This window comes from Streptomyces sp. NPDC046866, from assembly GCF_040704625.1.
Taxonomy (GTDB): Bacteria; Actinomycetota; Actinomycetes; order Streptomycetales; family Streptomycetaceae; genus Streptomyces.
In genome coordinates, this window is sequence record NZ_JBEYXN010000010.1 from 183,419 (window position 1) to 206,101 (window position 22,683).

Here is a 22,683-nt window from a genome sequence, read left to right on the forward strand (position 1 = left end):
CCGGTCCCGCGGACGGCACAATCGTGAGGTGACTGCTGAAGATCGTTTCCTGTGGCTGGAAGACGTGACGGGCGGGGCCGCACTGGCCTGGGTGGCCGAGCGCAACGCCGAGACCGCCGCCGCGCTGACCGGCGACCCCCTCTTCGAGACGCTGCGCGGCGAACTGCGCGAGGTCCTCGACGACGCCGACCGGATCCCCTACACCGTGCGCCGCGGCGCGTACCTCTACAACTTCTGGCGGGATGCGGACCGGCCCAAGGGCCTGTGGCGGCGCACCACGCCCGAGCAGTACCGCAAGGACGAGCCCGCCTGGGAGGTCCTCCTCGACGTCGACGCCCTCGCGGCCGCCGAGGGCGAGGAGTGGGTGTGGGCCGGAGCCGCCGTGCGCTACCCCGACCACCGGCGCGCCCTGGTCATGCTGTCCCGGGACGGCTCGGACGCGGTCGTGGTGCGCGAGTTCGACGTCGACGCCCACGCCTTCGTCGAGGGCGGCTTCACGGTGCCGGAGGCCAAGACCCGCATCGCCTGGCTCGACGAGGACACCGTGTTCGTCGGCACCGACACCGGGCCCGGCTCGCTGACCGCCTCCGGCTACCCCCGCACGGTCCTGCGCTGGCGCCGCGGCACCGCCCTCGCGGACGCCGAGCCCGTCTTCGAGGCCGAGCACGGCGACGTCTCCGCCGTCGGCTGGCACGACGCCACGCCCGGCCACGAGCGCTCCTTCGTCTCCCGCAGCACCGACTTCTTCCACGACGAGCTCCACCTGCTGGCCGACGGCGACCGGCTGGTCAGGATCGACGTGCCGGACGACGCCGGCAAGTACGCGTACCGCCGGTGGCTGATCGTCACCCCGAAGAGCCCGTGGCTCGGCCACCCCGCGGGCTCGCTCCTCGCGTTCGACTTCGAGGCCTTCCTCGCCGGCGACCGCACGGCGCACGCGCTGTTCACCCCGGACGGGCGCACCGCCCTCGCCGGGCACGCCTGGACCCGCCACCACCTGATCGTGGAGTCCCTCGCCGACGTCGCCACCCGGATCGAGGTCCTCACGCCCGGCCCGGACGGCTGGAGCCGCCGGCCGCTGGCAGAGGTCCCGCCGCTGTCCTCGGCGTGCATCACCGACACCGACCCGGACAGCAGCGACGAGTACTTCCTCGACGTCTCCGGCTTCCTCCAGCCCTCCACCCTCAGCTTCGGCCGCATCGGCGCCGACGCGGAGGTCCTCAAGCAGGCCCCGACCCGCTTCGACGCCGCGGGCCTGGCCGTCCGGCAGCACTTCGCCCGGTCCGCGGACGGCACCGCCGTGCCCTACTTCGTCGTCGGCCCCGCCGAACGGGACCGCCCGGGGCCCGCCCTGCTCTACGGGTACGGCGGCTTCCGGGACCAGGAGACCCCCGGCTACGACGCGCTCACCGGCCGCGCCTGGCTCGCCCGCGGCGGCACGTACGTGGTCGCGAACATCCGCGGCGGCGCCGAGTACGGCCCCGCCTGGCACCAGGCCGCCCTCGGCGCCCACCGGGTCCGGGCCTTCGAGGACTTCGCCGCCGTCGCCGCCGACCTCGTCGCACGGGGCATCACCACGCCCGACCGGCTCGGCATCACCGGCGCGAGCAACGGCGGACTGCTGATGGGCGCCATGCTCGTGCGCCACCCCGAGCTCTTCGGGGCGGTCGTCGCCCGGGTCCCGCTCCTCGACATGCTCCGCTACCACCGCCTGCTCGCCGGCGCGTCCTGGATCGCCGAGTACGGGGACCCCGACAGCGAGGCCGACCGCCCCCACCTGGAGGCCCTGTCCCCCTACCACAACCTCGCCGCCGACCGGCCCTACCCGCCCGTGCTGCTGATGACCTCCACCCGCGACGACCGGGTCCACCCCGGCCACGCCCGCAAGGCCGCCGCCCGGCTGCGCGAGCTCGGCCACCGGGTGCTGTTCCACGAGAACACCGGCGGCGGCCACGGCGGGGCCTCCGACAACGAGCAGGCCGCGCACAACGAGGCCCTCGCCCACACCTTCCTGTGGCAGCACCTCGCCGGCGAAGCGGAGTGACGCCGGCGGCAGGCAGGGAAAATGCTTTGCCGCGCGCCGGCGCGGTCACCCACGATGAACCGCTGTGAGTACCGCCCGACGCCTTCGCGACCTGCTGCCCGACCTCTCCCCGTGGCGCTCCTCCCGCGACTTCCGCACGCTCTTCTTCCAGGGCGCGGTGACGTTCTTCGCCTCCTTCATGGCGATGATCGCGCTGCCGCTCCAGATCAAGGAGCTGACGCAATCGCCGCTCGCGGTCGGCGCGATGGGCGCGGTGGAACTCGTACCGCTCGTGGTCTTCGGGCTGTACGGCGGCGCGCTGGCCGACGCCCTCGACCGGCGGCGCCTGATCCTGCTGAGCGAGGCCGGGCTCGGCGTCCTCGCCCTGCTCCTGCTGGTCAACGCGCTGCTCCCGGACCCGCTGCTGTGGCCCCTGTACGTGGTCGCGGCCGGCGTCTCGGCGCTGTCCGGGCTGCAGCGCCCGGCCCTGGACTCGCTGATGGCGCGGATCGTGCCGCACGACCAGATGACCGCGGCCGCCGCACTCAACGCCCTGCGCTACCAGATCGGCGCGATCGCCGGACCGGCCCTCGCCGGACTCGTGGTCGCCTACGCCGGCTACGCCGCGGCCTACGCGGCCACCGTGGCCGGCTTCGCCGTGTCCGTGGCCCTGTGCGCACGGCTGTCCCCGGCGCCGCCCTCGCCCGGCGCGGAGCGGCCCTCGCTGCGCGGGATCGCAGAGGGGGCCCGCTACGCGTGGAGCCGGCCGGTCCTGCTGGGGACCTACGCCGTGGACCTGGCGGCGATGTTCTTCGCCTTCCCGAACACGATCTTCCCCTTCCTCGCGGACGAGCTCGACGCCGTGTGGGCGCTGGGCCTGATGTACTCCGCGGGCGCGGTGGGCTCCCTGCTCCTCGGCGTCACCAGCGGGTGGACCTCCCGGGTCCGCCGCCACGGCCTGTTCGTGGTGTGCGGGGCGGCGGTCTGGGGCCTGGCCGTGGCGGGGGCGGGCTGGTCGGCGAACATCTGGGTCGTCCTCGCGTGCCTGGCGGCCGCGGGCGCCGGCGACATGCTCAGCGGATTGGGCCGGGCCACGATCTGGAACCAGACCATCCCCGAGGGGCTGCGCGGCCGGCTCGCCGGGATCGAGGTCCTCTCTTACAGCGTGGGCCCGCAGCTGGGCCAGGTCCGCGCCGGCGCCATGGCCGGCTGGACCGGCACCCGCCCGGCGTTCTGGGGCGGCGGCCTGATGTGCATGGCCGCGGTGGGCGCGCTCTGCGCACTCCTGCCGTCGCTGGTGACGTACGACGCGGAGACCGACCCGGACGCCCTGCGCCGCCGCGGGGAGCGCGAGGCGGCACAGGCGCAGGAGGCACAAGGGGCGCAGGGGGCGCAGGGGGCGCGGGAAGCGGGCACCGCCGCCTGATACGGCCCCGCCGCCCGAGCCGGCCGCGCCGACCGTTGCGCCCTGTCGGAGGGCACCGGCGCATGCCGGGTGCAAGGGGGCGCGTACGGGAGCGGATGCGCCATTTCCGAAGAGAAATCGCGAGGCCGCGTGCACAAACGGGCGCCCGGTGCGATGGGCTGGAATGGGGAGCCCTTGGTGCTCTCCGGGTGCCGGAGCGGGGGAAGGCACCCCGACCGTTGCCGCACCTCTCACCGGAAGGGTTCACGCCGACGTGAATGCCGCCCAGACAGTTGCCCTCGTGCTGATAAAGGCCGCCGCCGCAGAGCTGGTCGGCCCCGTCATCGTGAGGTACCCGCCGCACCCGTCCGCGGCGACGAGCAACCGTGGGGGAGTGCATGAACGAGGGTGACTTCGACCCATCCGGTGACCAGGCGGTCTCCAGCGAACTGGCCGGCGTGCTGCCGGTGGACTTCACGGCCTTCCATTCCCAGCACCACCGCGCCTACCTGCGCTACGCCCACCTCCAACTGGGCACCCGCAGAGACGCCGAGGACACCGTCGACGACGTGTTCACCTTCCTGCTGAAGGTCTGGCAGCACGCACTCAGACAGGAGAGCCTCCACGGCTTCGCCTGGGCCGTCCTGCGCGAGCACGTCGAGCGCCGCCTCGCCGTCCTCGGCCGCCCGGTGGCCATGGTCGAAACGGCCTGGTTCGCCGCCCTGCGCCGCGCGTCGCGCGAGCGCCTGGAGCTGTTGGAGTCCAAGCTCGGGCTGTACGCGGCGATCGCAGAACTGACCGAACGGCACTACGACGTGGTGCTCCTGGCCTTCCTGCTGGGAAACGACTACGACACCGTAGCCCGGATGATGGGGATCTCCCCGGCGACGGTCCGCTCGCACATCCGCGGCGCCCGCCGGACCCTGTCCCGCAAGCTCGGGCTGGACTGGGCCCCCGGAGAGGAGAAGAGCCAATGGGCGACATGATCCGAGACCGTGACGCCATGGGCTGCGCCCTGGACGCCGCCCTGCAGGACGCCCAGGTGCTGGCGGAGGAGTACGCCGGCTACGACGAGTACGCGGCCCGGCGAAGGATCGCCCGCCGCGTCGCGGCCGACCGCGCCCGCGCCCTGCCCCGGCGGGGCGCGGGCGCCGCGCCGGGGCAGGGCGTACCGGTGCCGGGTCCCGCCGGGCCGGCCGAGTCCGACCACCTCGTCCTGGACGCCGCCTGCCACGTACGGGCCGCCCGGGCACTGGACTGCCTGGCCGGGCACCTCGTGGACAGCCGGGCCTTCGCGGAGCTGGCCCTCGCCCCGAACTCCTGGCCGCACCACCCGCGCTCCGCGCTGCTGTTCGGCTGCCTGCTGCACCTGTCGGGCCGGTCCGAGGGCGCCCGGTTCTGGTTCCAGTACGCGGCGGGCGCCGACTCCCGGTCCGCCGCGCAGTGCCTGTACCTCTACCACCTGGCCCGCGCCGAGGTCGCCACCGCCCGGCACTGGAAGGAGCAGGCCGACGCCCTGGAGCCGGACCCCGGCCTGCCGGCGCTGCTGCCGCTGCCCGACAACCTGGAGGGCGCGCTGGCGGCCTCGGTCATCTGGACCTCGCCGCCCATCACCACGCAGGACCTCACGGCCCTGTCCGCGCCGGGGTGCCTCGGTGCGGACCGCTACCGGTTGGCCGCCCGGCTGCGGCGGGCCGTCACCGGCCTCGTGCCGGAGGAGGACCCGGACCTGGGGGAGGTGTTCGCGCCCGGCCCCCAGGTCGCGGTGGCCGTCGCCCGCCACGCCCGCCTCGACCCCTTGCACCTGACGGAGGAGGCGAACGCCTGGGCGCTGGCCCCGCCGCGGCCCGCACCGCTCCCGCCCGCCCCGCGCCGCCCGGTCCCGGAGCGGCCGACGGCGGCCGTGCTGGAATCGGCGCACCAGGCCCTGAGGGTCCTGGAGGTCGTCAACCGGTTCTCGGGCGGGGTCAGCCTCACCCAGATCGCCCGGCGCACGGGCCTGCCGCAGCTGGCGCTGGCGCGGGTGATGGAGCGGCTCGTGCGGGCGGAGCTCGCCACGCCGGTGGGGCCGGGCGCCTACGCCGCCGGCACGGCGTTAGCGTTGACCGGAGCCGTCGACGGCCCGGGCCGGCTGAGCCAGACCCTGGCCTGGGTCCGTGACGCGGTCGGCGCCGCCGTGTACGTCGCCCGCTACACCGACGGCGAGGTCTCCATCACCGAGTACGCGGACTCGCCCACGGCGCCGCCCGTGGAGGAATGGGTGGACTTCCGGGCGGCCGCGCACGCCTCCGCGGTCGGCAAGGCCCTGCTGACGCAGCTCGCGTACGAGGCGCGCAAGGACCATCTGGCCCGGCACCGGCTCGCCCGGCTCACGCCCCACACCCTCACCAGCGAACGGGAGCTGTTCCGGCAGCTCGACGACCGGCTGCCGGGCGAACCCCTGCTGGACCTGGAGGAGTACGCCCTCGGCACGGTGTGCGCGGCGGTACCGATCACGGCCGGCCCGAACGCCGAATGCCTGGCCCTGTCGATGCCGGCCGGTCCCGATCCGCAGCTGCTGCGCAGGGCGGCCCGGATCCTGCAGAGCGAGGCGGCCGCGGTGCTGCTCGCGCTGCTCGTCTCCGGAGGCGCCGACCGGTCCGAGAGGTGCGGAACGGGGGTGTAGCGCGGGCCCGTCCGAGGCGGCCACGGCCGGGCGTCCGCCCGTCCGCGGCCGCCTCGGCACGTGTGGGGCCTGCCGTGCGCCCCTGCCGCGCGCCCCCGCCTTTGGGGGCCAATCGAAGGTAATGGGCGTCAACATCCAGGCATTTGATTGATTCGGTCGCATATGTCCCCATATGGTCCCCAGGCGTTCACCGTCGACGACCGGAGGTCCCCATGCCTGGCCGAAAATCCCTCACGCTGCTGGCAGCAGCCGCGCTGTTCTCCCTCGGCTTCCCGAGCCTGGCCGCGGACGCGGCCGAGGAGGCGACCTGTTTCGGGCGCCCCGCCACGATCTCCGGATCGGGAAAGATCACCGGCACCGAGGGCAATGACGTCATCGTCGGATCGGCCGGCGTCGACACCATCGACGCCCTGGGCGGCGACGACCTGGTCTGCGGTCTGGGCGGCGACGACACCATCGCCGGCGGCCTGGGCAACGACCAGGTCGACGGCGGCGAGGGCGGGGACATGGTGCGCGGTGACCTGATCAGCACCAGGGCCAACGTGGACGGCGGCGGCAACGACATCGTCTTCGGCGGACCGGGCAACGACCGCATCGGCGGCGACAGCATCGCCTTCGGCGGCACCGCCTCGGGCGGCGGCAACGACATGGTCTTCGGCGGCGACGGCGACGACCACATGGTGGGCGACAGCCGGGGCGGCATCAACGCCTCCGGCGGCGGCAACGACATCCTCGACGGCGGCAACGGCGACGACGCCATCACCGGCGACTCCTCCGCCGAGGTCACGGCGACCGGCCAGGGCAACGACGTCCTCGTCGGCGCCGCGGGCACGGACACCATCATCGGCGACAGCAACTCGGGCCACGCCTCCCACGGCCGCGACGACGGCGGCCGCCAGTCCTCGTCCTCCTCCCCGGCGTCCGCCTCCCGGCCCGACTCCTCCCGCCCGTCCAACACGCGTCCCGACTCGCCCCGTCCCTCCGCGGACCCCGCGGCTCCGGCCGCCCCCGCCGCGGCGCCCGGCCAGAGCCCGACCGCCGCGACGGACGGCGGCAACGACGTCATGGACGGCGGCGAGGGCGTGACCGACAACTGCGACGGCTCGGGCGGCTCCGACGTCGGCCTCGGCTGCGAGACCCTGGCCAACGTCCCGTAACCGGCCGAGAACCTCCCGGTCCTCCGTGGGCCCCGGACTCCGGTCCGGGGCCCTTCCGTCGAGCGGCCCCGGGGGCCGCGCCCCCGCCGTCAACCTCCGTACAACAACACCAATGTGAAAGTAGTACCGGTTTGCTCAAATGATCGCGATCGGTGACGATCCTCCCGGGCTGCCCAGCGCCCCGCTCGGCCGGTCGGCCGGGCGTCCCCTCCACCACTCGGGATGTCCCCCATGGCCACCCTGTGCCGACCGGCCGTCGCCGTCCCCGAACACGTCATCACGCTCGACCAGACCCTCGCCCTGGCGCGCACCCTCCACGCCGGACACCCACAACTCCCCCTCGCCCTACGGCTGATCGAGAACACCGGCGTCCTCACGCGCCACCTGGTCCGGCCGATCGAGGAGGTCCTGCACCACGAGGGCTTCGAGGCCCGCAACAGGGTGTACGAGACCGAGGCCAAGCGGCGCGTCCCCCATGTGGTCCAACAGGCCCTGGCCGCCGCGGAGCTGGCGGCGCCGGACATCGACCTGATCGTCTACGTCTCCTGCACCGGCTTCATGATGCCCTCGCTCACCGCCTGGCTGATCAACACCCTCGGCTTCCGGCCCGGCACCCGGCAGCTCCCCATCGCCCAGCTCGGCTGCGCCGCGGGCGGCAGCGCCATCAACCGCGCCCACGACTTCTGCACCGCCTACCCCGGTGCCAACGCCCTCATCGTCGCCTGCGAGTTCTGCTCGCTCTGCTACCAGCCCACCGACCTCGGCATCGGCACCCTCCTGTCCAACGGCCTGTTCGGCGACGCCGTCGCCGCCGCCGTGGTGCGGGGCACGGGCGGCACCGGTATCCGGCTGGAGGCCAACGCCTCCCACCTCGTGCCGGACACAGAGGACTGGATCGCGTACAGCGTCCGCGAGACCGGCTTCCACTTCCTGCTGGACAAAAGAGTCCCCGGCACCATGGAGCCGCTCGCACCCGTCCTCGCCGGACTCGCCGGCGCCCACGGCTGGGACGCCTCCGACCTGGACTTCTACCTGGTTCACGCAGGCGGCCCGCGCATCCTGGACGACCTGGGCACCTTCCTCGGGGTCCGGCCGGAGGCCTTCCGCTTCAGCCGGGCCACGCTCGCCCAGTACGGAAACATCGCCAGCGCCGTCGTCCTGGACGCCGTCGCCCGCTTCTTCGACGAGGGCGGGGCCGCCGACCGGGCCAAGGGGCTGATCGCCGGATTCGGGCCGGGCATCACCGCCGAGATGTCCCTCGGCCGCTGGACCGCGCGGACCTCCGCGGGCCCGGCAGGCGGGGCGGCTGCGGCGGGTACGGGCCGGGCCCCGGGCATCGGCCGGCAGCGGTCCGCCGGCCCGGCCCTCCTCGGCCCGGCCCGCTGACGTACCGCCATCCCGCTGACGTACCGCCACCCCGCCAGAACCTGCCCGCTCCGCCGGCCTTGCCCCCCGGATGCCGACCGCCCCCTTTCCCGACCGACCGAGGACCCCATGCCCACCACGCCCCGGACCGACGCCACGGTCCACTTCTGGAGCCCGCCCGACCTGCCCGGCCTCGATTTCGACCCCTTCCTCGCCCGCATGCTCCACGAGGAGCCGGTCGCCCGGATCCGGCTGCCGCACGGCGAGGGCCACGCCTGGCTGGTGACCCGGCACGCCGACGTCCGGTTCGTCTCCGCCGATCCCCGCTTCAGCCGGCGGGCGGTCATGGGCAACGACGTCACCCGGGTCGCCCCTCACTTCATCCCGATGGACGGCGCGGTGGGCGTGGCCGACCCGCCCGACCAGACGCGGATGCGCAAGGTCGTCGCGGGAGCGTTCACCGCACGCGCCATGCGCCGGCTGCGCGAGCGCGCCCAGCAGGTGATGGACGGGCTGCTCGACGCGATGGAGCGGCAGGGCCCGCCCGCCGACCTCATGGCCCTCGTCCACCGCCCGTTCCCCCTCGCCATGGTCGGTGAACTCCTGGGCGCCCCGGCCGAGGACCGGCCCCGACTGGCCCGCTGGTCGGACACCATCCTGTCCGCCGGCGCCGGACGGGAGGCGAGCGAGCAGGCCAAGGCCGAGATCGCCGAGTACTTCCGGGAGCTGATCGGCGGCCGCCGCGGCGGCGCCGCCCACCTGCCCCGACAGCTCGCACCCGGCGAGGAGGCGGCCCCCGAGGACCTGGCCGCCGTCCTCGCCGACGGCATCGACACCGGACGGATCACCTTCGACGAAGCCGTCGGCCTCGCGGTCCTGATCCTGCTCGGCGGCACCCACGCACCGGACAACAACAGCGCCAACATGGTCTTCGCCCTGCTCACCCACCCCGGGCACCTCGCCCGGCTGCGCGCCGAGCCCGAACTCCTCCCCCGGGCCGTCGAGGAGCTGCTGCGCTACATCCCGCACCGCAACGCCGTCGGCCTCTCCCGCATCGCCCTGGAGGACGTCGAGGTGGGCGGCGTCACCATCCCGGCCGGCGACGCCGTGTACGTCTCCTACCTCACCGCCAACCGCGATCCGGAGGTCTTCGCCGACCCCGGGAGCCTCGACTTCGACCGCCCTGCCTTCCCGCACGTCGCCTTCGGCTACGGACCGCACTACTGCCCCGGCGCCACCCTCGCCCGGATGGAGGCCGAGATCCTCCTCACCTCGCTGTGGGAGCGCTTCCCGGACCTGCGGCTCGCCGTCCCCCCGGCGGAGCTGCGCTGGCGGCGCGGCGCCCTCATCCGCGGGCCCGAGGCGCTCCCCGTCCAGTGGTGACCGCACCCCCGACCCCGCCGTGCGCCCGACCGCGCACGCTGCCCCGAGCAGGCAGGAGCCGCAGACCATGACCATGCTGTACCCGGGCGACGGCCTGGTGGTGCCGCCCGGCGGCGGGCGCACCGTCAAGACCGCCGCGCAAGAGGTGACGTTCAAGGTGACCGGCGCCCACTCGCGCGTGGCCTCCACCTTCGAGGTGGTCGTCCCGCCCGGCTTCGACGTCGGGGCGCACACCCACACCCGGGGCGAGGAGCTCTTCTACGTGATCGAGGGCGAGCTGGAGGTGCTCGCCTTCGAGCCGGCCGTGCGCACCCGCGACGACTGGCGCGGCTGGGAGTCGGCCTCCGGGCTGCGCCCCGTACGGGCCACCCCCGGCACCCTGATCCTGGTTCCGCCGGGCTGCCCGCACGCCTTCGCCAACCCCACCGGCAGGCCGGCCCGCATGCTGTTCCAGTCGGCGCCGCCCCCGGACCACGAACGGTACTTCGAAGAGCTGCTGGAGCTGATGGACGCGCACGGCGGCCCCGACCCGGCCGCCGTGGAGGAGCTCCGGGCCCGCTACGACATCCAGCAGCTGACCCCGCTGCGGCACACCGCCCTGCCCGGCCCCGGGACGGGGGCCGACCGATGACCGCGGGACGGCCGGCACCCGCCGGGCACCGCCCTGCCGAGGACCCCGCCGCCGCCCGAGGCGAGGCGGCACCCCGGACCGCGGCCGGCGCCATCCCCGCCCAGCAGGGTCCCGCCGACGCCGACGCCCCCGCGCACTTCTGGCCGGTGGACCACCTCCCCGCGCTCGACTTCGACCCCCTGCTGCACCGGCTGCTGCGCGAGGAGCCGGTCGCCCGTGTCCGCATGCGCCACGGCGAGGGCGAGGCCTGGCTCGTGACCTCGTACGACCTGGTCAAGGAGGTGACCTCGGACCCGCGGTTCAGCCGGGCCCTGACCGTCGACCGGCCGGTCACCTCCATGACCCCGCACACGATCGCCCCGGCCGGCGGCATCGGACGCACCGACCCGCCGGACCACACCCGCCTGCGGCGGCTGGTGTCCCAGGCCTTCGGCCGCAAACGGGTCGCCGCCCTGCGCGCCGAGGCCGAGCAGACCGCCGACCGCCTGGTCGCCGCCATGGCCGCCCAGGGCCCGCCCGCCGACCTGGCCGAAGCGGTGACCGGGCCGATGCCGGAGCACCTCCTCGGCAGCCTGCTGGGCCTGCCAGCCGACGACTTCGGCCGGCTCCAGCAGTGGCGGACCGCCCTCCTGTCCACCGACCGCTCCCGGCAGGAGGGCGACGGCGTCAAGGCCGAGATCGCCGCGTACGTCCGCGAACTGGCCGCCCACCGGGCCCGCTTCCCCGGCGACGACCTCTTCAGCGACCTGGTCGCCGCGCACGCGCGCGGCGAGCTCAGCCGGCCCGAACTGGTCTCCCTGACCGTGATGGTCGTGCTCAACGCACTCGACCAGATCCTCGGCCAGGCCACGGCCATGGTGTACGCCCTGCTCACCCACCCCCGGGAGCTGGAGCGGCTGCGCGCCGAACCGGCCCTGCTGCCGCGGGCGGTGGAGGAGCTGCTGCGCTTCCTCCCGCAGCGCAACGGGGTCGGCATGCCGCGCATCGCCACCGAGGACGTCGAGGTCGGCGGCCGCGTGATCCGGGCGGGCGAGGCCGTGTACGTCTCCTACCCGGCCGCCGACCGGGACCCGCGGGTCTTCGGCGATCCCGACCGGCTGGACCTGGCCCGCACCGAGGCCCCCCATCTCGCTTTCGGGCACGGCGCGCACTACTGCCTGGGGGCCGCGCTCGCCCGGATGGAGTGCGAGGTGGTCCTCGCGGCCCTGCTGCGGGAACTTCCCGGGCTGCGCCTCGCCGTGGCTCCCGAGGCCGTGCCCTGGCGGCGCGGCACGGTCAACCGCGGACCGGAGGCGCTGCCGCTGGCCTGGTGAGGCGTGCCCGCGTGCGGCGGCCCGGGCCGGGACGGTACTGCCGTTCCGGCCCGGGCCGCCGCGGTGGCTCAGCCCTGCGACTGCCGTACGCACTCGATGAGGTAGTCGCCGTTCTCCGGGTCCACGGTGACGCCGTGGGCCTCGCTGTGGAAGCCCGGGAAGGCCCGGTCGAACTCCTCCAGGTTGCCCAGGTAGCGCAGCAGCGGACCGCCGGGCTCCCCGATGGCCTCCCCGGGCATCAGCACCGGGATCCCCGGCGGGGTCACGGTCACCATGGCGGCGGCGACCCGCCCGGCGGCCTCGCTCAGCCGGATGCGCTCCGTGCCGCCGCGGATGAGCTGCTGGTAGCAGTGCTGCGGCGGTGCCACCGGCTCCGGGAGCTGCCGGAAGGCGGTGTCGAGGGCCGCGATGAAGTCGGAGCCGGTCAGGTGCTCGTGCATCGCACGGCACAGCTGCCGCAGCGAGGTGGCGGCGTAGCGCCGCGGGAACTGCCCGACGAGCTCGGGCAGGACCCGGTCCAGCGGCGCGTCCGCGTCGTACAGGGCCTTGAAGTCCATCAGGGCGTCCATCAGCGTGCCCCACTTGCCCTTGGTGATGCCCATGGAGAACAGGATCAGCGTCGTGTAGCTGTCGGTCTTCTCCACGACGATGCCGCGGGTGGCCAGGTACGCGGTCAGGATGCGTGCCGGGATGCCCCATTCGGCGGTCTCCCCGGTGGCCGTGACACCGGGGCAGGTCAGCGTGACCTTGATCGGGTCGAGCATGCAGTAGCCGTCGCCCAGGTCGCGGAAGCCGTGCCATGCGGCGCCGGGTTCGAGCTGCCAGCACGCCGGGTCGGAGGCCAGCAGGGCGGGCGGGGCGTCGGCGAACGGGATGCGTCCGCCGGTGGCCGGGTCGGTGACGGTGTCGGGCTGCCAGACGCCGAAGAACCACTCCGGCCGGTCCCCGGCTCCCGCGATGCGGCGTGCCGTGCGGACGACGGCCTGGCGGAAGCGGATCGCCTCCGTCACCGCCTCGTCGATCAGCCACTGCCCCTGCGGACCGTCCATCATCGCGGTCGCCACGTCCAGCGATGCGATCGCCGGGTACAGCGGCGAGGTGGTGCCGTGCATCATGAACGCCTCGTTGAACCGCTCGTGTTCGACGGGAGCCCGCGGCGAGGACTTGACGTGGACCATGGCGCACTGCGAGAGCGCGGCCAGCAGCTTGTGCGTGGACTGGGTGGCGAACACGGTCGGGCGTCCGGGCCCCTTCCCGGTACCGGCAGCACCGGCGGCGGCACCGGCACCGGCACCGGCACCGGCGTCCGGGAAGGTGTCGGGGCCGACGGCCATGCCGTAGCGCCCGGCGTACAAGGGGTGGAAGCGGGCGTACGCGAACCACGCCTCGTCGAAGTGCAGGCGCGGGGTGCTCGGGGCGAGCGCGCGGGCCGCGGCGAGGGTGTCGTAGCACAGGCCGTCGTACGTGGAGTTGGTGACGACCGCGTACTGGGCGTCGCGGGACACGGCGCCGGCGGCCAGCGGGTTGGCGGCGATCCTGGCCGCGACCGCCTCCGGGGCGATCTCGCCGGGCGGGAGCGGGCCGGCCAGGCCGTAGCCGTTGCGGGTGGGCACCAGGTAGACCGGGCGGGCGCCGGAGATCACCAGGCCGTGCAGCACGGACTTGTGGCAGTTGCGGTCCACGAGGGCGATCTCGTCGGAGGTGACGCTGTAGTGGCCCACCATGCGGTCGGCGGTGGAGTCGCCGTGCAGCACGAAGTACGTGCGGTCGGAGCCGAAGACGCGGGCGGCGTTGCGCTCGGCCTCGCCGATCGGGCCGTTGTGCTCGAAGAGGGAGCCCAGTTCGCCCACCGAGATCGACAGGTCGGTACGGAAGAGGCGTTCGCCGTAGTAGTCGAAGAAGGCCCGCCCGGCAGGGGACTTGAGGAAGGCCACGCCGCCGGAGTGGGCGGGTGTGTGCCAGGAGTACTCGTGCGCGCCGTCGAAGCGGCGCAGGGCCTTGAAGAACGGGGGCAGGACGTCCTTGTGGTAGTTGCGGGCGGCGGTGCCGACCCGTCCGGCGATGAAGGCGGGGGTGTCCTCCAGCGGCCAGATGTAGCCGACCACGGTCTCCGACACCCACAGCGGCAGCCGTTCCAGGTCCTGGTCGGACTCGTCCGCCATGACGAGGAAGACCGGCAGGTTCTTGAACCGGCGCCCGATGTGCCGCAGCACCTCGGCGCCGCCGCCCTCCTCGGCGCCGCCCTCCTCGGCGGCGCCGGAGGAGGTGTGCGGGAGGTCCCAGGCGACCACGGCCGCTGCGAGCCCGGCCTCGGTGCGCAGGGCGGCCCGGGCGTCGGCGGCACCGGCCGCCCAGCGCAGCTCCAGGCCCTCGTTCTCCAATTCCTTTCCGATGCGCCGGAGCTGGTCGGCGCTCGCGCCGCCGCCCAGGGGGTTTTCGCGCAGTGCCAGCAGAACCGTGCCGTTGCCCATGGAGCCCGCTTTCCGAGGTCGGGTGTGTGCCGAAGCCCTGTCTGCGGGGCAGTTTCGCGCCTCGCCGGGGACCGCCGTCGACCGTCGGCGCGCGCTTCACCCGCAGGGAGAAGCGGCGGCGACCGCCCTTGACGGGGCGATCGCCGTGCGTCAAGACCGGGCCGGGGCGGGGGTCAGCGGCGGAACGGGCGAGCGGCGGAACGGGTCAGCGGCGCAACGGGTCAGCGACGGCGGCCTGTTCGAGGACCGCACGGACCTCGGCGGCGATCGCGCTCTCGTTGTCCTCGAACTCGGGGCCCGTCAGCAGCTGCGGATCGGCGGGCAGGCCGGTGAGCACGGGGGTGTGCAGGTGGCCGCCGGGCACGTCGGCGCGGCCGAGCTCGGTGCGCAGCCGGTTGGAGCGGTACGCGACCTCGTTGGACAGGTAGCCGCCTCCGCCGCCCGCGACGGCCCGCGAGCCGGGAGTCGGCCCGTCGGAGCGGTCCACGGGTGCGGTGGCGCCCGCCGGTATCTCGGTGACCGCACTGTTGAGCCGCACCGGATACGGCGCCCGGACGGCAGCGGTGACGCGGTCGGCGGGCAGCGTGGTGCGGATGAACTCCGCTCCGGGGCCGAGGCCCGGGGCCGTCACCGGGTGCTCGCGCGTACCGCCCGAGAGGGCGCCGGTGTTGTCGGGGTAGGGGTCCCCCGACCGCGATCGGCCCGCCCAGTCCTCGAGGGTGAACAGGCCGGGGTAGCCCTGGCTGACGGTGGTGATGACGTCCGCCGCGTCGGGGCTGCCGGCGGACAGGCGGGGGGAGAAGGCCCGCTCGACGATGCCGGAGTCGAAGTCCCCGTACCGCACCGGGAGTACGACGGCGCGGATCTCGGCGCGGCTGCCGTCGGCGAGGGTGATGCGCAGGCCGTTGAGGCGGAGCGCGGCGGATCCGGAGGGGTTGCCGCGCCGGAGCTCCGCGTCGAGCCCGAAGGGGTCGAAACCGCTGATGAAGACGCGCCGGACACCGGGAGTGCCGCGGAAGGAGTTGTCGGCCAGGCCACGCGAGGCGTCCTCGAACCGGGTGCGCAGGGTGGCGCGGTCGACGGCGTACGCGGGCTCCCAGCGCGCGAGGGCGGCCGTCATGGCCAACCGCGCCCAGTACAGGGGCCGGTCGTCGCCGGGGGCGAGATCACCGCCGGGCTGCCGGCCCTGGGCGCGGCGTACGGCCGTCTGCCACAGGGCGCTTCCCCAGGCGTCGAGCAGCCGGCCCGCGTCGGCGGGCCGGCGGGCCGTGCACAGGGCGGCGGGGAAGCGGCGTACGAAGTCGGCGAATCCGGCCCGCTCGACGAGCGCGGTGGTCCGGGCGTCGCCGAGGCGGGCCTGCTCGGCGTCGAGGGGCGCGGCGGCCGAGGTGCGGCAGGCCGCGCCGTCGTCGGCGGGGCGCCCGGCGGCGTGCGCGGGGGCGGCGAGGGCCGTGGACAGGGCGGTGGCGAGGAGGGCCGATACGGACGCGGCACGCCGTAAGGGCATCATGCGAGACGACATGCGATGTGACATTACATAGGCCTCGCCACCCCCACCAGACACCCGCGACCCGGCCGCGTGCGATCCGGACACGGCCCACGACTGGGTGAATCGCCCGAGTTTGCTCGCGACTGGTATGGGATGGGCCCCGCACACCCCTCAGTCGATGGGAGACCCAACATGAAGATCCGTACCATGGCCGCCGCGGCGACCCTGGCGCTCTGCGCGACGCTCGGCGGGGTCGGATCCGCTGTTGCAGACAGCACCGCCAACGGCTACGCCATCGGTTCGCCGGGCGTCCTGTCGGGCAACGTGGTCCAGGTACCGATCCACATCCCGATCAACATCTGCGGGAACAGCATCAACATCATCGGCGTGCTGAACCCGACGGCGGGCAACGTCTGCGTCAACCACTGATCGGACCGGGGCGGGCCTGACCCGACCTGACCGACACCGTGCGGTGCCGCCGGAGCCCTCCGGCGGCACCGCACACGCATGTGAGCGACCGCTTTCGACCCCGTACCTGCTGCGCACGACCTGCCGCTACGGCACGGAGCGGATGCGGCGGACCAGGACGGAGCCGGCGAGGGCGAGGAGGGCGGCCAGGAGGTACAGGGCCGGGTAGCCGCCGAGGCGGGCGACGACCGGGGCGGCGATCACCGGGGCCAGCACCTGGGGCAGCGCGTTGGCGATGTTGATGATCCCGAGGTCGCGGCCGTGGTCCTCGGCGGTCGGCAGCACATCGGTGAGCAGGGCGAAGTCCACCGAGGTGTAGACCCCGAAGCCGGCGCCCAGGACCAGCGAGGCGACGATCGCACCGGTCCAGGTCTGCCACGCGGCGAGCAGCAGTGTGGCCGCGGAGATGACCAGCCCCGAGCCGATGACGTACGCCTTCCGCCGGCCCGTGCGGTCGGAGCGGATCCCGCCGAGGACCACCGTGGCGAGGAGGGTGCAGGCGTTGAGGGCCGTCAGGACCAGCACGCCCTCGTCGGCGTCGCCCCGGTAGTGCACGGCGTCGGTGAGGTAGTACAGCAGGTACATCGTGCTCACCGAGTACGAGAGGTTCATCAGGAACCGGGTCAGCCAGGCCCAGCCGAAGTCGGGGTTGCGGCGCGGGTCGATCCGGAGGCCGGCCGGGATGTCCCGCAGCCGGAACGCGGGCCGGTCCGCAGGGGCCAGGCGGGTGTCGCGCCGCATCAGCAGGTACGGGAGGGCGCACAGGACCGCGGAGGCGGCGCATGCCGCGTAGCCGGCCGCGACCGTGCCCGCGCCGGCGGCCAGCGCCGTGCCGAGCAGGATGCCGGCCACCTGGGACACGCCGAGCCAGCCGCCGACCAGGCCGCGCTGCCGCACGGGCACCTGGTCGGGCACGGCCGCCGTCAGCGCGGCGAAGGCGGCGTTCAGGGCCAGTTGCACCAGGCACCAGCCCGCCGTCACCGCCGCGGTGCTCGAAGCCCGCCCCAGGAGCAGCAGCCCGGCCGCGCCGCCCGCGACCCCGCCGGCCACCCACGGGATCCGGCGGCCGGCCCGCGCGGTCGTGCGGTCGGAGAGCGCGCCGAAGACCGGGTTGGACACCATCGACACGGCCGCTCCCGCCCCCGTCACCAGGGCGAGGACCGAGGCCTTGTGGTCGGGGGCGAGGAGCTCCGCCTGCCGGGCGAGCAGCAGTTGCAGCGGCCCGAACCAGCCCACCCACACGCCGAGGTTGGCCAGGGCCAGCGCGCCCACCCAGGCGGCCCCGACCGCCCGGCCCCCGACCGCCCGGCCCCCGGCGTCGCCGCAGCCTGAGCCGTCGCAGCCTGAGCCGCCGCCGGCCAGCGGCTCCGCCGGGCGGTCGGCGGTCATCCGCCGCTCTTGATCACGCCGCGGTACCAGGCGTAGGACTCCTTGGGCGTCCGGGCCAGCGTCTCGTAGTCGACGTGGACCAGCCCGAACCGCTGCCGGTAGCCCTCCGCCCACTCGAAGTTGTCCAGGATGGACCAGATGAAGTAGCCGCGGACGTCGACGCCCTCCTCCATCGCCCGGTGCAGGGCCCGCAGATGGCCGTCGTGGTACGCGATCCGCCGCGTGTCCGCGATGCGGCCCGTCGCGGGATCGGGCCCGTCGCCGTACGAGCAGCCGTTCTCGGTGATGTACACCGGCGGCAGCCGGTCGCCGTAGCGCCGGTGCATGCCCACGAGCAGTTCGCGCAGTCCGTCCGGCACCACCGGCCAGCCGAAGTCGGTCCGTTCGCGCGCCTCGATCTCCCGGATCGCGAACGGCAGGCCGGCCGGCAGCTCGATCCCGCCGAAGGCGCCGCCCGCAGCGGCGCCGGCCGGATCCGGGGCGCCGACGAGCATGGGGTTGTAGTAGTTGATCCCGTACCAGTCCAGCGGGGCGGAGATCGTCCGCAGGTCCTCGTCCACCGGGCCGGGCAGCAGGGCGGCCAGCCCTTCGTCCGGGTAGGCGCCGGTGAGGACCGGATCGGCGAACAGGCGGTTGGTGAGCAGGTCGTACAGCTCGGCGGCGCCCCGGTCGGCCTCGCTGTCGCCGGCGGTCCACACCGGGCTGTGCGAGGCGGCGATGCCGATCCGGCGGGCACCCGCGGCCCTCAGGGCCTGGACTCCCAGGCCGTGGGCGAGTAGTTGGTGGTGGGCCGCGGGCAGCGCGTCGAAGACGAGGCTCCTGCCCGGGGCGTGTTCGCCGAGCCCGTAGCCGAGGAGGGTGACCTCCGCGGGCTCGTTGATGGTGATCCACATCGGGATGCGGTCGGCGAGCCGCCCCGCCACCACGGCGGCGTACTCGGCGAAGTACCCGGCGGTGTCCCGGGAGAGCCAGCCGCCGCGCTCCTCCAGGGCGAGCGGGGTGTCCCAGTGGAAGAGGGTGGGCACCGGGGCGATCCCGCGGGCGCACAGCGCGTCGACGAGCCGGTCGTAGAAGTCCAGCCCCTGCGGGTTGACCCGGCCCCGGCCCTCCGGCAGGACCCGCGACCAGGAGAGGGAGAACCGGTAGGCGCCGACGCCGAGTCCGGCCATCAGCTCCACGTCCTCGCGGTAGCGGCGGTAGTGGTCCGTGGCCACCTCGGCGCGCGAGCCGTCCTTGATCCTGCCCGGTTCCGCGGTGAAGGCGTCCCAGGACGACGGCCCGCGGCCGTCGGCCGCCGGCGAGCCCTCGATCTGGAACGCGGAGGCGGAGACGCCCCACAGGAAGTCGGCGGGGAAGGCGGGCAGCGGCGCGGGGACGGGCGCAGTCATACGGGCTCACTTCGTTCGCGGGGGTGCGCGGCGCCGACGCGGCGGGGCGGCGCGCGCGTGCGGTCGGAGCGCGGTACTGACCGCACTGTTGGCCCCGGGAGCCCGTCCTGTCAATGGAAAGTGAACAATCCTCAAGTTTTGCCGGCCCCGCCGGCGGGTCACCCCGCCAGGGCGGTGGTGACCACCAGCGGGGGCCGGGCCCGCTCGGCGGTCCAGGCGTACGCCGCCACGAGGGCCGGGTCGGCGAGGGCGACCGCCTCGTCGACCGTCGGCCGCTCCTGGACCACCGCCCGGAAGCCCGAGTGCTCCAGCAGCTCCGGCAGCACGCTCACGGGCCAGGCGTGGTTGTGCACCTCCTGCCAGGAGCCGTCGGTGCGCCGCAGCCGTACGGTCAGCTCCCCACCCGGCCGGAGCGCCGCACCGCCCGTGCCGCCGATGCGCAGGGACACGTACTCCAGGCCCGCGCAGTCCGGGTCGGTCGTCAGCAGCACCAGCGGCCCCCCGGGCCGCAGCAGCCGCCGGATCTCGGTGAACACCGCGAGCACCGCCTCCTGCGTCGGCAGGGAGGCCAGGACGTGGTTGCACATCACCGCGTCGGCGCACTCGTCCGGCAGCCCGGTCACCCGGCCGTCCCGCACGAGGTGGTACTCGGCCACCGCGGGCGCACCGGAACGGGCCAGCGCCAGCATCTCGGGGGAGGTGTCCACCCCCACCACCCGCGCGCCGAGCACGCGCGCCGCCCGGTCGGCCACCCGGCCCGGCCCGCACCCGTAGTCCACCAGGGTCGCGGCCCCGGCGGCCCCGGCTGTCCCGGCGGTCCGTGCGATCCCGGGGGCCCGGCGGGTCAGCGCCGCGAACACGAAGGGGTAGCCCAGCAGCCAGTCCGTGGCCGCCTCCACCGCCGCGAAGGCCTGCGCCCCGTCCGCCCCGGACCAGGTCCCGCCTCCGGCCTGCCGCTCTCGATCCTCTGCACCGTTGCTCACACCTCCCCACTATCCGCCCGGCCGGACCGGCTGCCGGTACGGCACGCCCGGCCGGAGCGCGCTGTGCGAAGATCACCGCGACCCTGCAGTCGAGCCGGGCGTTCCCCCAGGCCTACGCGGACCGGACCGCGTCCGGTCGCTCCTGGCCCCGCGCGGCGCACCCACCGCCGACACGCCTGACCGCGCCCGCCCCGCGGCACCGGCGGCCCGACGTCCCACCGCCGGGCCGGGAGCAGGGCCCGTCCCAGGCGCCGGTGCGGTGGACCCCGCGGCCCTCGTGCCCGCTGTCCGCCCCCAGCACGGCGACCAGGGCCCACCGCGCCGCACGGCTGCTGACGGGCCACCAGCCCAAGCGGCCGCCGAGGGCCGTCCGGGCGGCTTCAGTGCCGGGCCAGACGGGGGATGAGGAGTTCGGCGTTGCCGCGGTGGACGGCGTGGAGCTGGCCGTCCCCCCAGTGCGGATAGCCGTCCAACCCGTCGTCGAAGCCGCTGCACCACTCCTCGGGAACCATGGGGAAGTCGCTGCCGTACAGGAGGTGACCGGGCGCGGCGAAGGCGAGGAGCGAGGGCAGCGAGGCAGGACCCGCGCAGAAGGCCGTGTCGAAGTAGAAGCGCCGCAGCTCGGCCAGGAGGTCCTCCGCAGTGGTGCCCGGACGCAGCCGGGCGGCGGCCGCGAAGCGGTGGGCGGCGTACGGCAGGAAGCCGCCCGCATGGGGGAGGATCAGCTTCAGCCGGGGGTACCGGCCCGGGACACCGGCGACCGCCAGGTGCAGGGCCGTGCGGGCGGTGTCGTACGGGAAGTCCACCAGCGGGCTGGGCAGGCCGGGGACCGTCGCGCCCGGCGGTGCGGTGGGGTGGACGAGGACCACCGCCGCACGCGCGTCCAGCTCGGCCCAGAGCGGCTCGAAATCCGGTTCGCCGAGATAGCGTCCGTGGGCGTTGGACAGGACCATCACCCCGTCGGCGCCCAGCTCGTCCAGGGCGTGGACGGCCTCGGCCAGCGCCCCGTCCACGTCCGGCAGGGGAAGGACGGCGAAGTGGCCGAACCGGTCGGGCCGGTCCTTGACCAGCTCGGCGGTGAACTCGTTGACGTCCCGGGCCGCGGCGCGGGCTCCCGCCCGGTCGTCGGGGCCCGCGAGCGGTGCGGCGTACGAGAGGACGCCGGTGGCGATCGAGCGGCGGTCCATCATCGCGAGCGCGCCCTGGGTGTCCCAGGCGGGCACCGGCCAGCCGAGGGCGGCGGCGCGGTCGGCGATCGCGCGGCTGCGCTCCGGCGGGATGACGTGCTGGTGCACGTCGATGCGTGAGCCTTCGTTCATGTTCGTTCGCTTCTCCTGCCTCCGCCCACCGGGCGGCCGGTCGGTGGGCGGCGGACGGGGTCGCGGCGGACGGGGCGCGGCGAGGGGGCTGCGGCGGGGCCGCCGCAGTCCATGACAGTCCACCGCGCCCCCGGCCGCCAGCGCACCGGGCGCCGCGGCCGCCGTTCCACCCGTACGACCCCTCGGAGGCGGCATCCTTTGATCGGCCGGCGTCGGTCTGCAGCGAGTGGGGCCGGCGCCCCGTCCTTGTGATCGGCCCGACCCGGCAGGCACGATACGTCGATGATCACCAGCGACACCGCACCGCAGGACGATCCCTTCCTCGCGCACCGGCGGCTGCTGTTCGCCACCGCCTACCGGATGACGGGCACCGTCAGCGACGCCGAGGACGTCCTCCAGGACGCCTGGCTGGCCTGGAGCAAGGAAGACCGGTCCGAGGTCCGCCACCCCAAGGCCTACCTCGTGCGGACCGTCACCCGCCTGGCCCTGGACCGCCTCACCTCGGCACGGGCCACCCGCGAGGAGTACGTGGGGCCGTGGCTGCCCGAACCCCTCCTCACCGCCCCCGACGTCGCCGAGGGTGCCGAACGGGCGGACAGCGTCTCGACCGCCGTGCTCGTCGTCCTGGAGACGCTCACCCCCGTCGAGCGTGCCGTCTTCGTCCTGCGCGAGGTCTTCGGCTACTCCCATGCCGAGGTCGGCGAGGTCCTGGACCGGCCGGAGGCGACGGTCCGGCAGATCGCGCACCGCGCCCGCCACCACGTCCGGGCCCGCCGCCCGCGGTTCGACACCGACCCGGCGCAGCGCGAGGAGATCACCGCCCGCTTCCTGCGCGCCTGCGCGGGCGGCGACCTGAACGCCGTGATGGAACTGCTCGCCCCCGAGGTCACCGCCTGGTCCGACGGCGGAGGCAAGGTCACGGCCGCGCGCCGTCCGCTCCACGGCGCCTCCAACGTCGCCCGCTGGCTGCTGGGCGTGCAGACCAAGCCCCAGACGGCCGGCACCACCGCCGAGACCGCCGTCGTCAACGGCGAGCTGGGCGTCCTCTACCTCCAGGGCGGCGAGCCCGTCGGCGCCCTCACCTTCGACATCGAGGACGGCCTCCTGCGCAACCTCCGCTTCCAGGTCAACCCCGACAAGCTCGGCGGCCTGCGCGGGCCGCGCGGCCACGGCGTCAGCGCGCGCCCCTGATCGTGGCGTTCGAGCCCCGTGGCCGGGGTGCTCGACGTAGCCG

The 22,683-nt window shown here is 74.8% G+C and carries 17 protein-coding genes; 11 read left to right on the forward strand and 6 right to left on the reverse strand.

Annotation, left to right across the window (positions count from 1 at the left end; translation table 11 throughout):
* Nucleotides 1–28 precede the first annotated feature (28 nt).
* The 9 genes from AB0953_RS17705 (at nt 29) to AB0953_RS17745 (ending at nt 11,942) form a co-directional block, all read left to right on the forward strand.
* Nucleotides 29–2,044: a prolyl oligopeptidase family serine peptidase gene (locus tag AB0953_RS17705; RefSeq protein ID WP_366860394.1), complete on the forward strand. Its 2,016-nt coding sequence runs from the start codon at nt 29–31 to the stop codon at nt 2,042–2,044.
* Between the two features lie 64 nt (nt 2,045–2,108).
* Nucleotides 2,109–3,449, forward strand: a complete 1,341-nt coding sequence (locus tag AB0953_RS17710) for an MFS transporter (RefSeq protein ID WP_366860395.1) — start codon at nt 2,109–2,111, stop codon at nt 3,447–3,449.
* A 377-nt stretch (nt 3,450–3,826) separates the two neighbouring features.
* Complete coding sequence (locus AB0953_RS17715) at nt 3,827–4,414, forward strand: sigma-70 family RNA polymerase sigma factor (protein WP_366860396.1); 588 nt, start codon at nt 3,827–3,829, stop codon at nt 4,412–4,414.
* 917 nt (nt 4,415–5,331) lie between these two features.
* The gene (locus AB0953_RS17720) at nt 5,332–6,093 is read left to right on the forward strand and encodes an IclR family transcriptional regulator C-terminal domain-containing protein (RefSeq protein WP_366860441.1); all 762 of its coding nucleotides are present in this window, start codon (nt 5,332–5,334) and stop codon (nt 6,091–6,093) included.
* 212 nt (nt 6,094–6,305) lie between these two features.
* Nucleotides 6,306–7,250, forward strand: coding sequence for a calcium-binding protein (locus AB0953_RS17725; RefSeq protein ID WP_366860397.1), 945 nt, complete (start codon nt 6,306–6,308; stop codon nt 7,248–7,250).
* A gap of 231 nt (nt 7,251–7,481) precedes the next feature.
* Nucleotides 7,482–8,636 (forward strand): type III polyketide synthase, encoded by a 1,155-nt coding sequence (locus tag AB0953_RS17730; protein WP_366860398.1) that lies wholly within the window; start codon nt 7,482–7,484, stop codon nt 8,634–8,636.
* 108 nt (nt 8,637–8,744) lie between these two features.
* Nucleotides 8,745–9,998, forward strand: coding sequence for a cytochrome P450 (locus tag AB0953_RS17735; RefSeq protein WP_366860399.1), 1,254 nt, complete (start codon nt 8,745–8,747; stop codon nt 9,996–9,998).
* A 67-nt stretch (nt 9,999–10,065) separates the two neighbouring features.
* Nucleotides 10,066–10,629 carry a cupin domain-containing protein gene (locus AB0953_RS17740; RefSeq protein ID WP_366860400.1) on the forward strand — a complete coding sequence of 188 codons (564 nt, stop codon included), beginning with the start codon at nt 10,066–10,068 and terminating at the stop codon, nt 10,627–10,629.
* Nucleotides 10,626–11,942: a cytochrome P450 gene (locus AB0953_RS17745; protein WP_366860401.1), complete on the forward strand. Its 1,317-nt coding sequence runs from the start codon at nt 10,626–10,628 to the stop codon at nt 11,940–11,942. The genes AB0953_RS17740 and AB0953_RS17745 overlap by 4 nt, the downstream gene beginning before the upstream one ends.
* A gap of 68 nt (nt 11,943–12,010) precedes the next feature.
* Here the strand turns inward: AB0953_RS17745 and AB0953_RS17750 are convergent, their stop codons facing one another.
* Both AB0953_RS17750 and AB0953_RS17755 read right to left on the reverse strand, forming a co-directional pair.
* The gene (locus AB0953_RS17750; protein ID WP_366860402.1) at nt 12,011–14,413 is read right to left on the reverse strand and encodes an Orn/Lys/Arg decarboxylase N-terminal domain-containing protein; all 2,403 of its coding nucleotides are present in this window, start codon (nt 14,411–14,413) and stop codon (nt 12,011–12,013) included.
* 205 nt (nt 14,414–14,618) lie between these two features.
* Nucleotides 14,619–15,935 carry a pyroglutamyl peptidase gene (locus AB0953_RS17755; protein WP_366860403.1) on the reverse strand — a complete coding sequence of 439 codons (1,317 nt, stop codon included), beginning with the start codon at nt 15,933–15,935 and terminating at the stop codon, nt 14,619–14,621.
* A gap of 174 nt (nt 15,936–16,109) precedes the next feature.
* On the opposite strand from AB0953_RS17755, the gene AB0953_RS17760 reads away from it, so the two are divergent.
* A complete protein-coding gene (locus AB0953_RS17760; RefSeq protein ID WP_366860442.1) occupies nt 16,110–16,331 on the forward strand; it encodes a chaplin in 222 nt (73 codons plus the stop codon).
* A 126-nt stretch (nt 16,332–16,457) separates the two neighbouring features.
* On the opposite strand, the gene AB0953_RS17765 is transcribed toward AB0953_RS17760, so the two are convergent.
* From AB0953_RS17765 to AB0953_RS17780, 4 genes are all read right to left on the reverse strand, one after another.
* Nucleotides 16,458–17,759: an MFS transporter gene (locus tag AB0953_RS17765; protein WP_366860404.1), complete on the reverse strand. Its 1,302-nt coding sequence runs from the start codon at nt 17,757–17,759 to the stop codon at nt 16,458–16,460.
* Nucleotides 17,756–19,147 carry a GH1 family beta-glucosidase gene (locus AB0953_RS17770; protein WP_366860405.1) on the reverse strand — a complete coding sequence of 464 codons (1,392 nt, stop codon included), beginning with the start codon at nt 19,145–19,147 and terminating at the stop codon, nt 17,756–17,758. Before AB0953_RS17770 ends, AB0953_RS17765 begins: the two co-directional genes overlap by 4 nt.
* A gap of 158 nt (nt 19,148–19,305) precedes the next feature.
* Nucleotides 19,306–20,130, reverse strand: coding sequence for a class I SAM-dependent methyltransferase (locus AB0953_RS17775; RefSeq protein WP_366860406.1), 825 nt, complete (start codon nt 20,128–20,130; stop codon nt 19,306–19,308).
* A 380-nt stretch (nt 20,131–20,510) separates the two neighbouring features.
* A complete protein-coding gene (locus AB0953_RS17780; RefSeq protein ID WP_366860407.1) occupies nt 20,511–21,449 on the reverse strand; it encodes an amidohydrolase family protein in 939 nt (312 codons plus the stop codon).
* Between the two features lie 282 nt (nt 21,450–21,731).
* Here AB0953_RS17780 and AB0953_RS17785 point away from each other — a divergent pair, with 282 nt between their 5' ends.
* On the forward strand, nt 21,732–22,640 hold the full coding sequence (locus AB0953_RS17785; RefSeq protein WP_366860408.1) for an RNA polymerase sigma-70 factor: 909 nt from the start codon (nt 21,732–21,734) through the stop codon (nt 22,638–22,640).
* The last annotated feature ends 43 nt before the right edge of the window (nt 22,641–22,683 follow it).

Coding starts and splice junctions, on each gene's coding strand:
- AB0953_RS17715 (WP_366860396.1), top strand. CDS start 3,827: ATGAACGAGGGTGACTTCGACCCATCCGGTGACCAGGCGGTCTCCAGC.
- AB0953_RS17725 (WP_366860397.1), top strand. CDS start 6,306: ATGCCTGGCCGAAAATCCCTCACGCTGCTGGCAGCAGCCGCGCTGTTC.
- AB0953_RS17730 (WP_366860398.1), top strand. CDS start 7,482: ATGGCCACCCTGTGCCGACCGGCCGTCGCCGTCCCCGAACACGTCATC.
- AB0953_RS17735 (WP_366860399.1), top strand. CDS start 8,745: ATGCCCACCACGCCCCGGACCGACGCCACGGTCCACTTCTGGAGCCCG.
- AB0953_RS17740 (WP_366860400.1), top strand. CDS start 10,066: ATGACCATGCTGTACCCGGGCGACGGCCTGGTGGTGCCGCCCGGCGGC.
- AB0953_RS17745 (WP_366860401.1), top strand. CDS start 10,626: ATGACCGCGGGACGGCCGGCACCCGCCGGGCACCGCCCTGCCGAGGAC.
- AB0953_RS17750 (WP_366860402.1), bottom strand. CDS start 14,413: ATGGGCAACGGCACGGTTCTGCTGGCACTGCGCGAAAACCCCCTGGGC.
- AB0953_RS17755 (WP_366860403.1), bottom strand. CDS start 15,935: ATGTCGTCTCGCATGATGCCCTTACGGCGTGCCGCGTCCGTATCGGCC.
- AB0953_RS17760 (WP_366860442.1), top strand. CDS start 16,110: ATGGCCGCCGCGGCGACCCTGGCGCTCTGCGCGACGCTCGGCGGGGTC.
- AB0953_RS17765 (WP_366860404.1), bottom strand. CDS start 17,759: ATGACCGCCGACCGCCCGGCGGAGCCGCTGGCCGGCGGCGGCTCAGGC.
- AB0953_RS17770 (WP_366860405.1), bottom strand. CDS start 19,147: ATGACTGCGCCCGTCCCCGCGCCGCTGCCCGCCTTCCCCGCCGACTTC.
- AB0953_RS17780 (WP_366860407.1), bottom strand. CDS start 21,449: ATGAACGAAGGCTCACGCATCGACGTGCACCAGCACGTCATCCCGCCG.
- AB0953_RS17785 (WP_366860408.1), top strand. CDS start 21,732: ATGATCACCAGCGACACCGCACCGCAGGACGATCCCTTCCTCGCGCAC.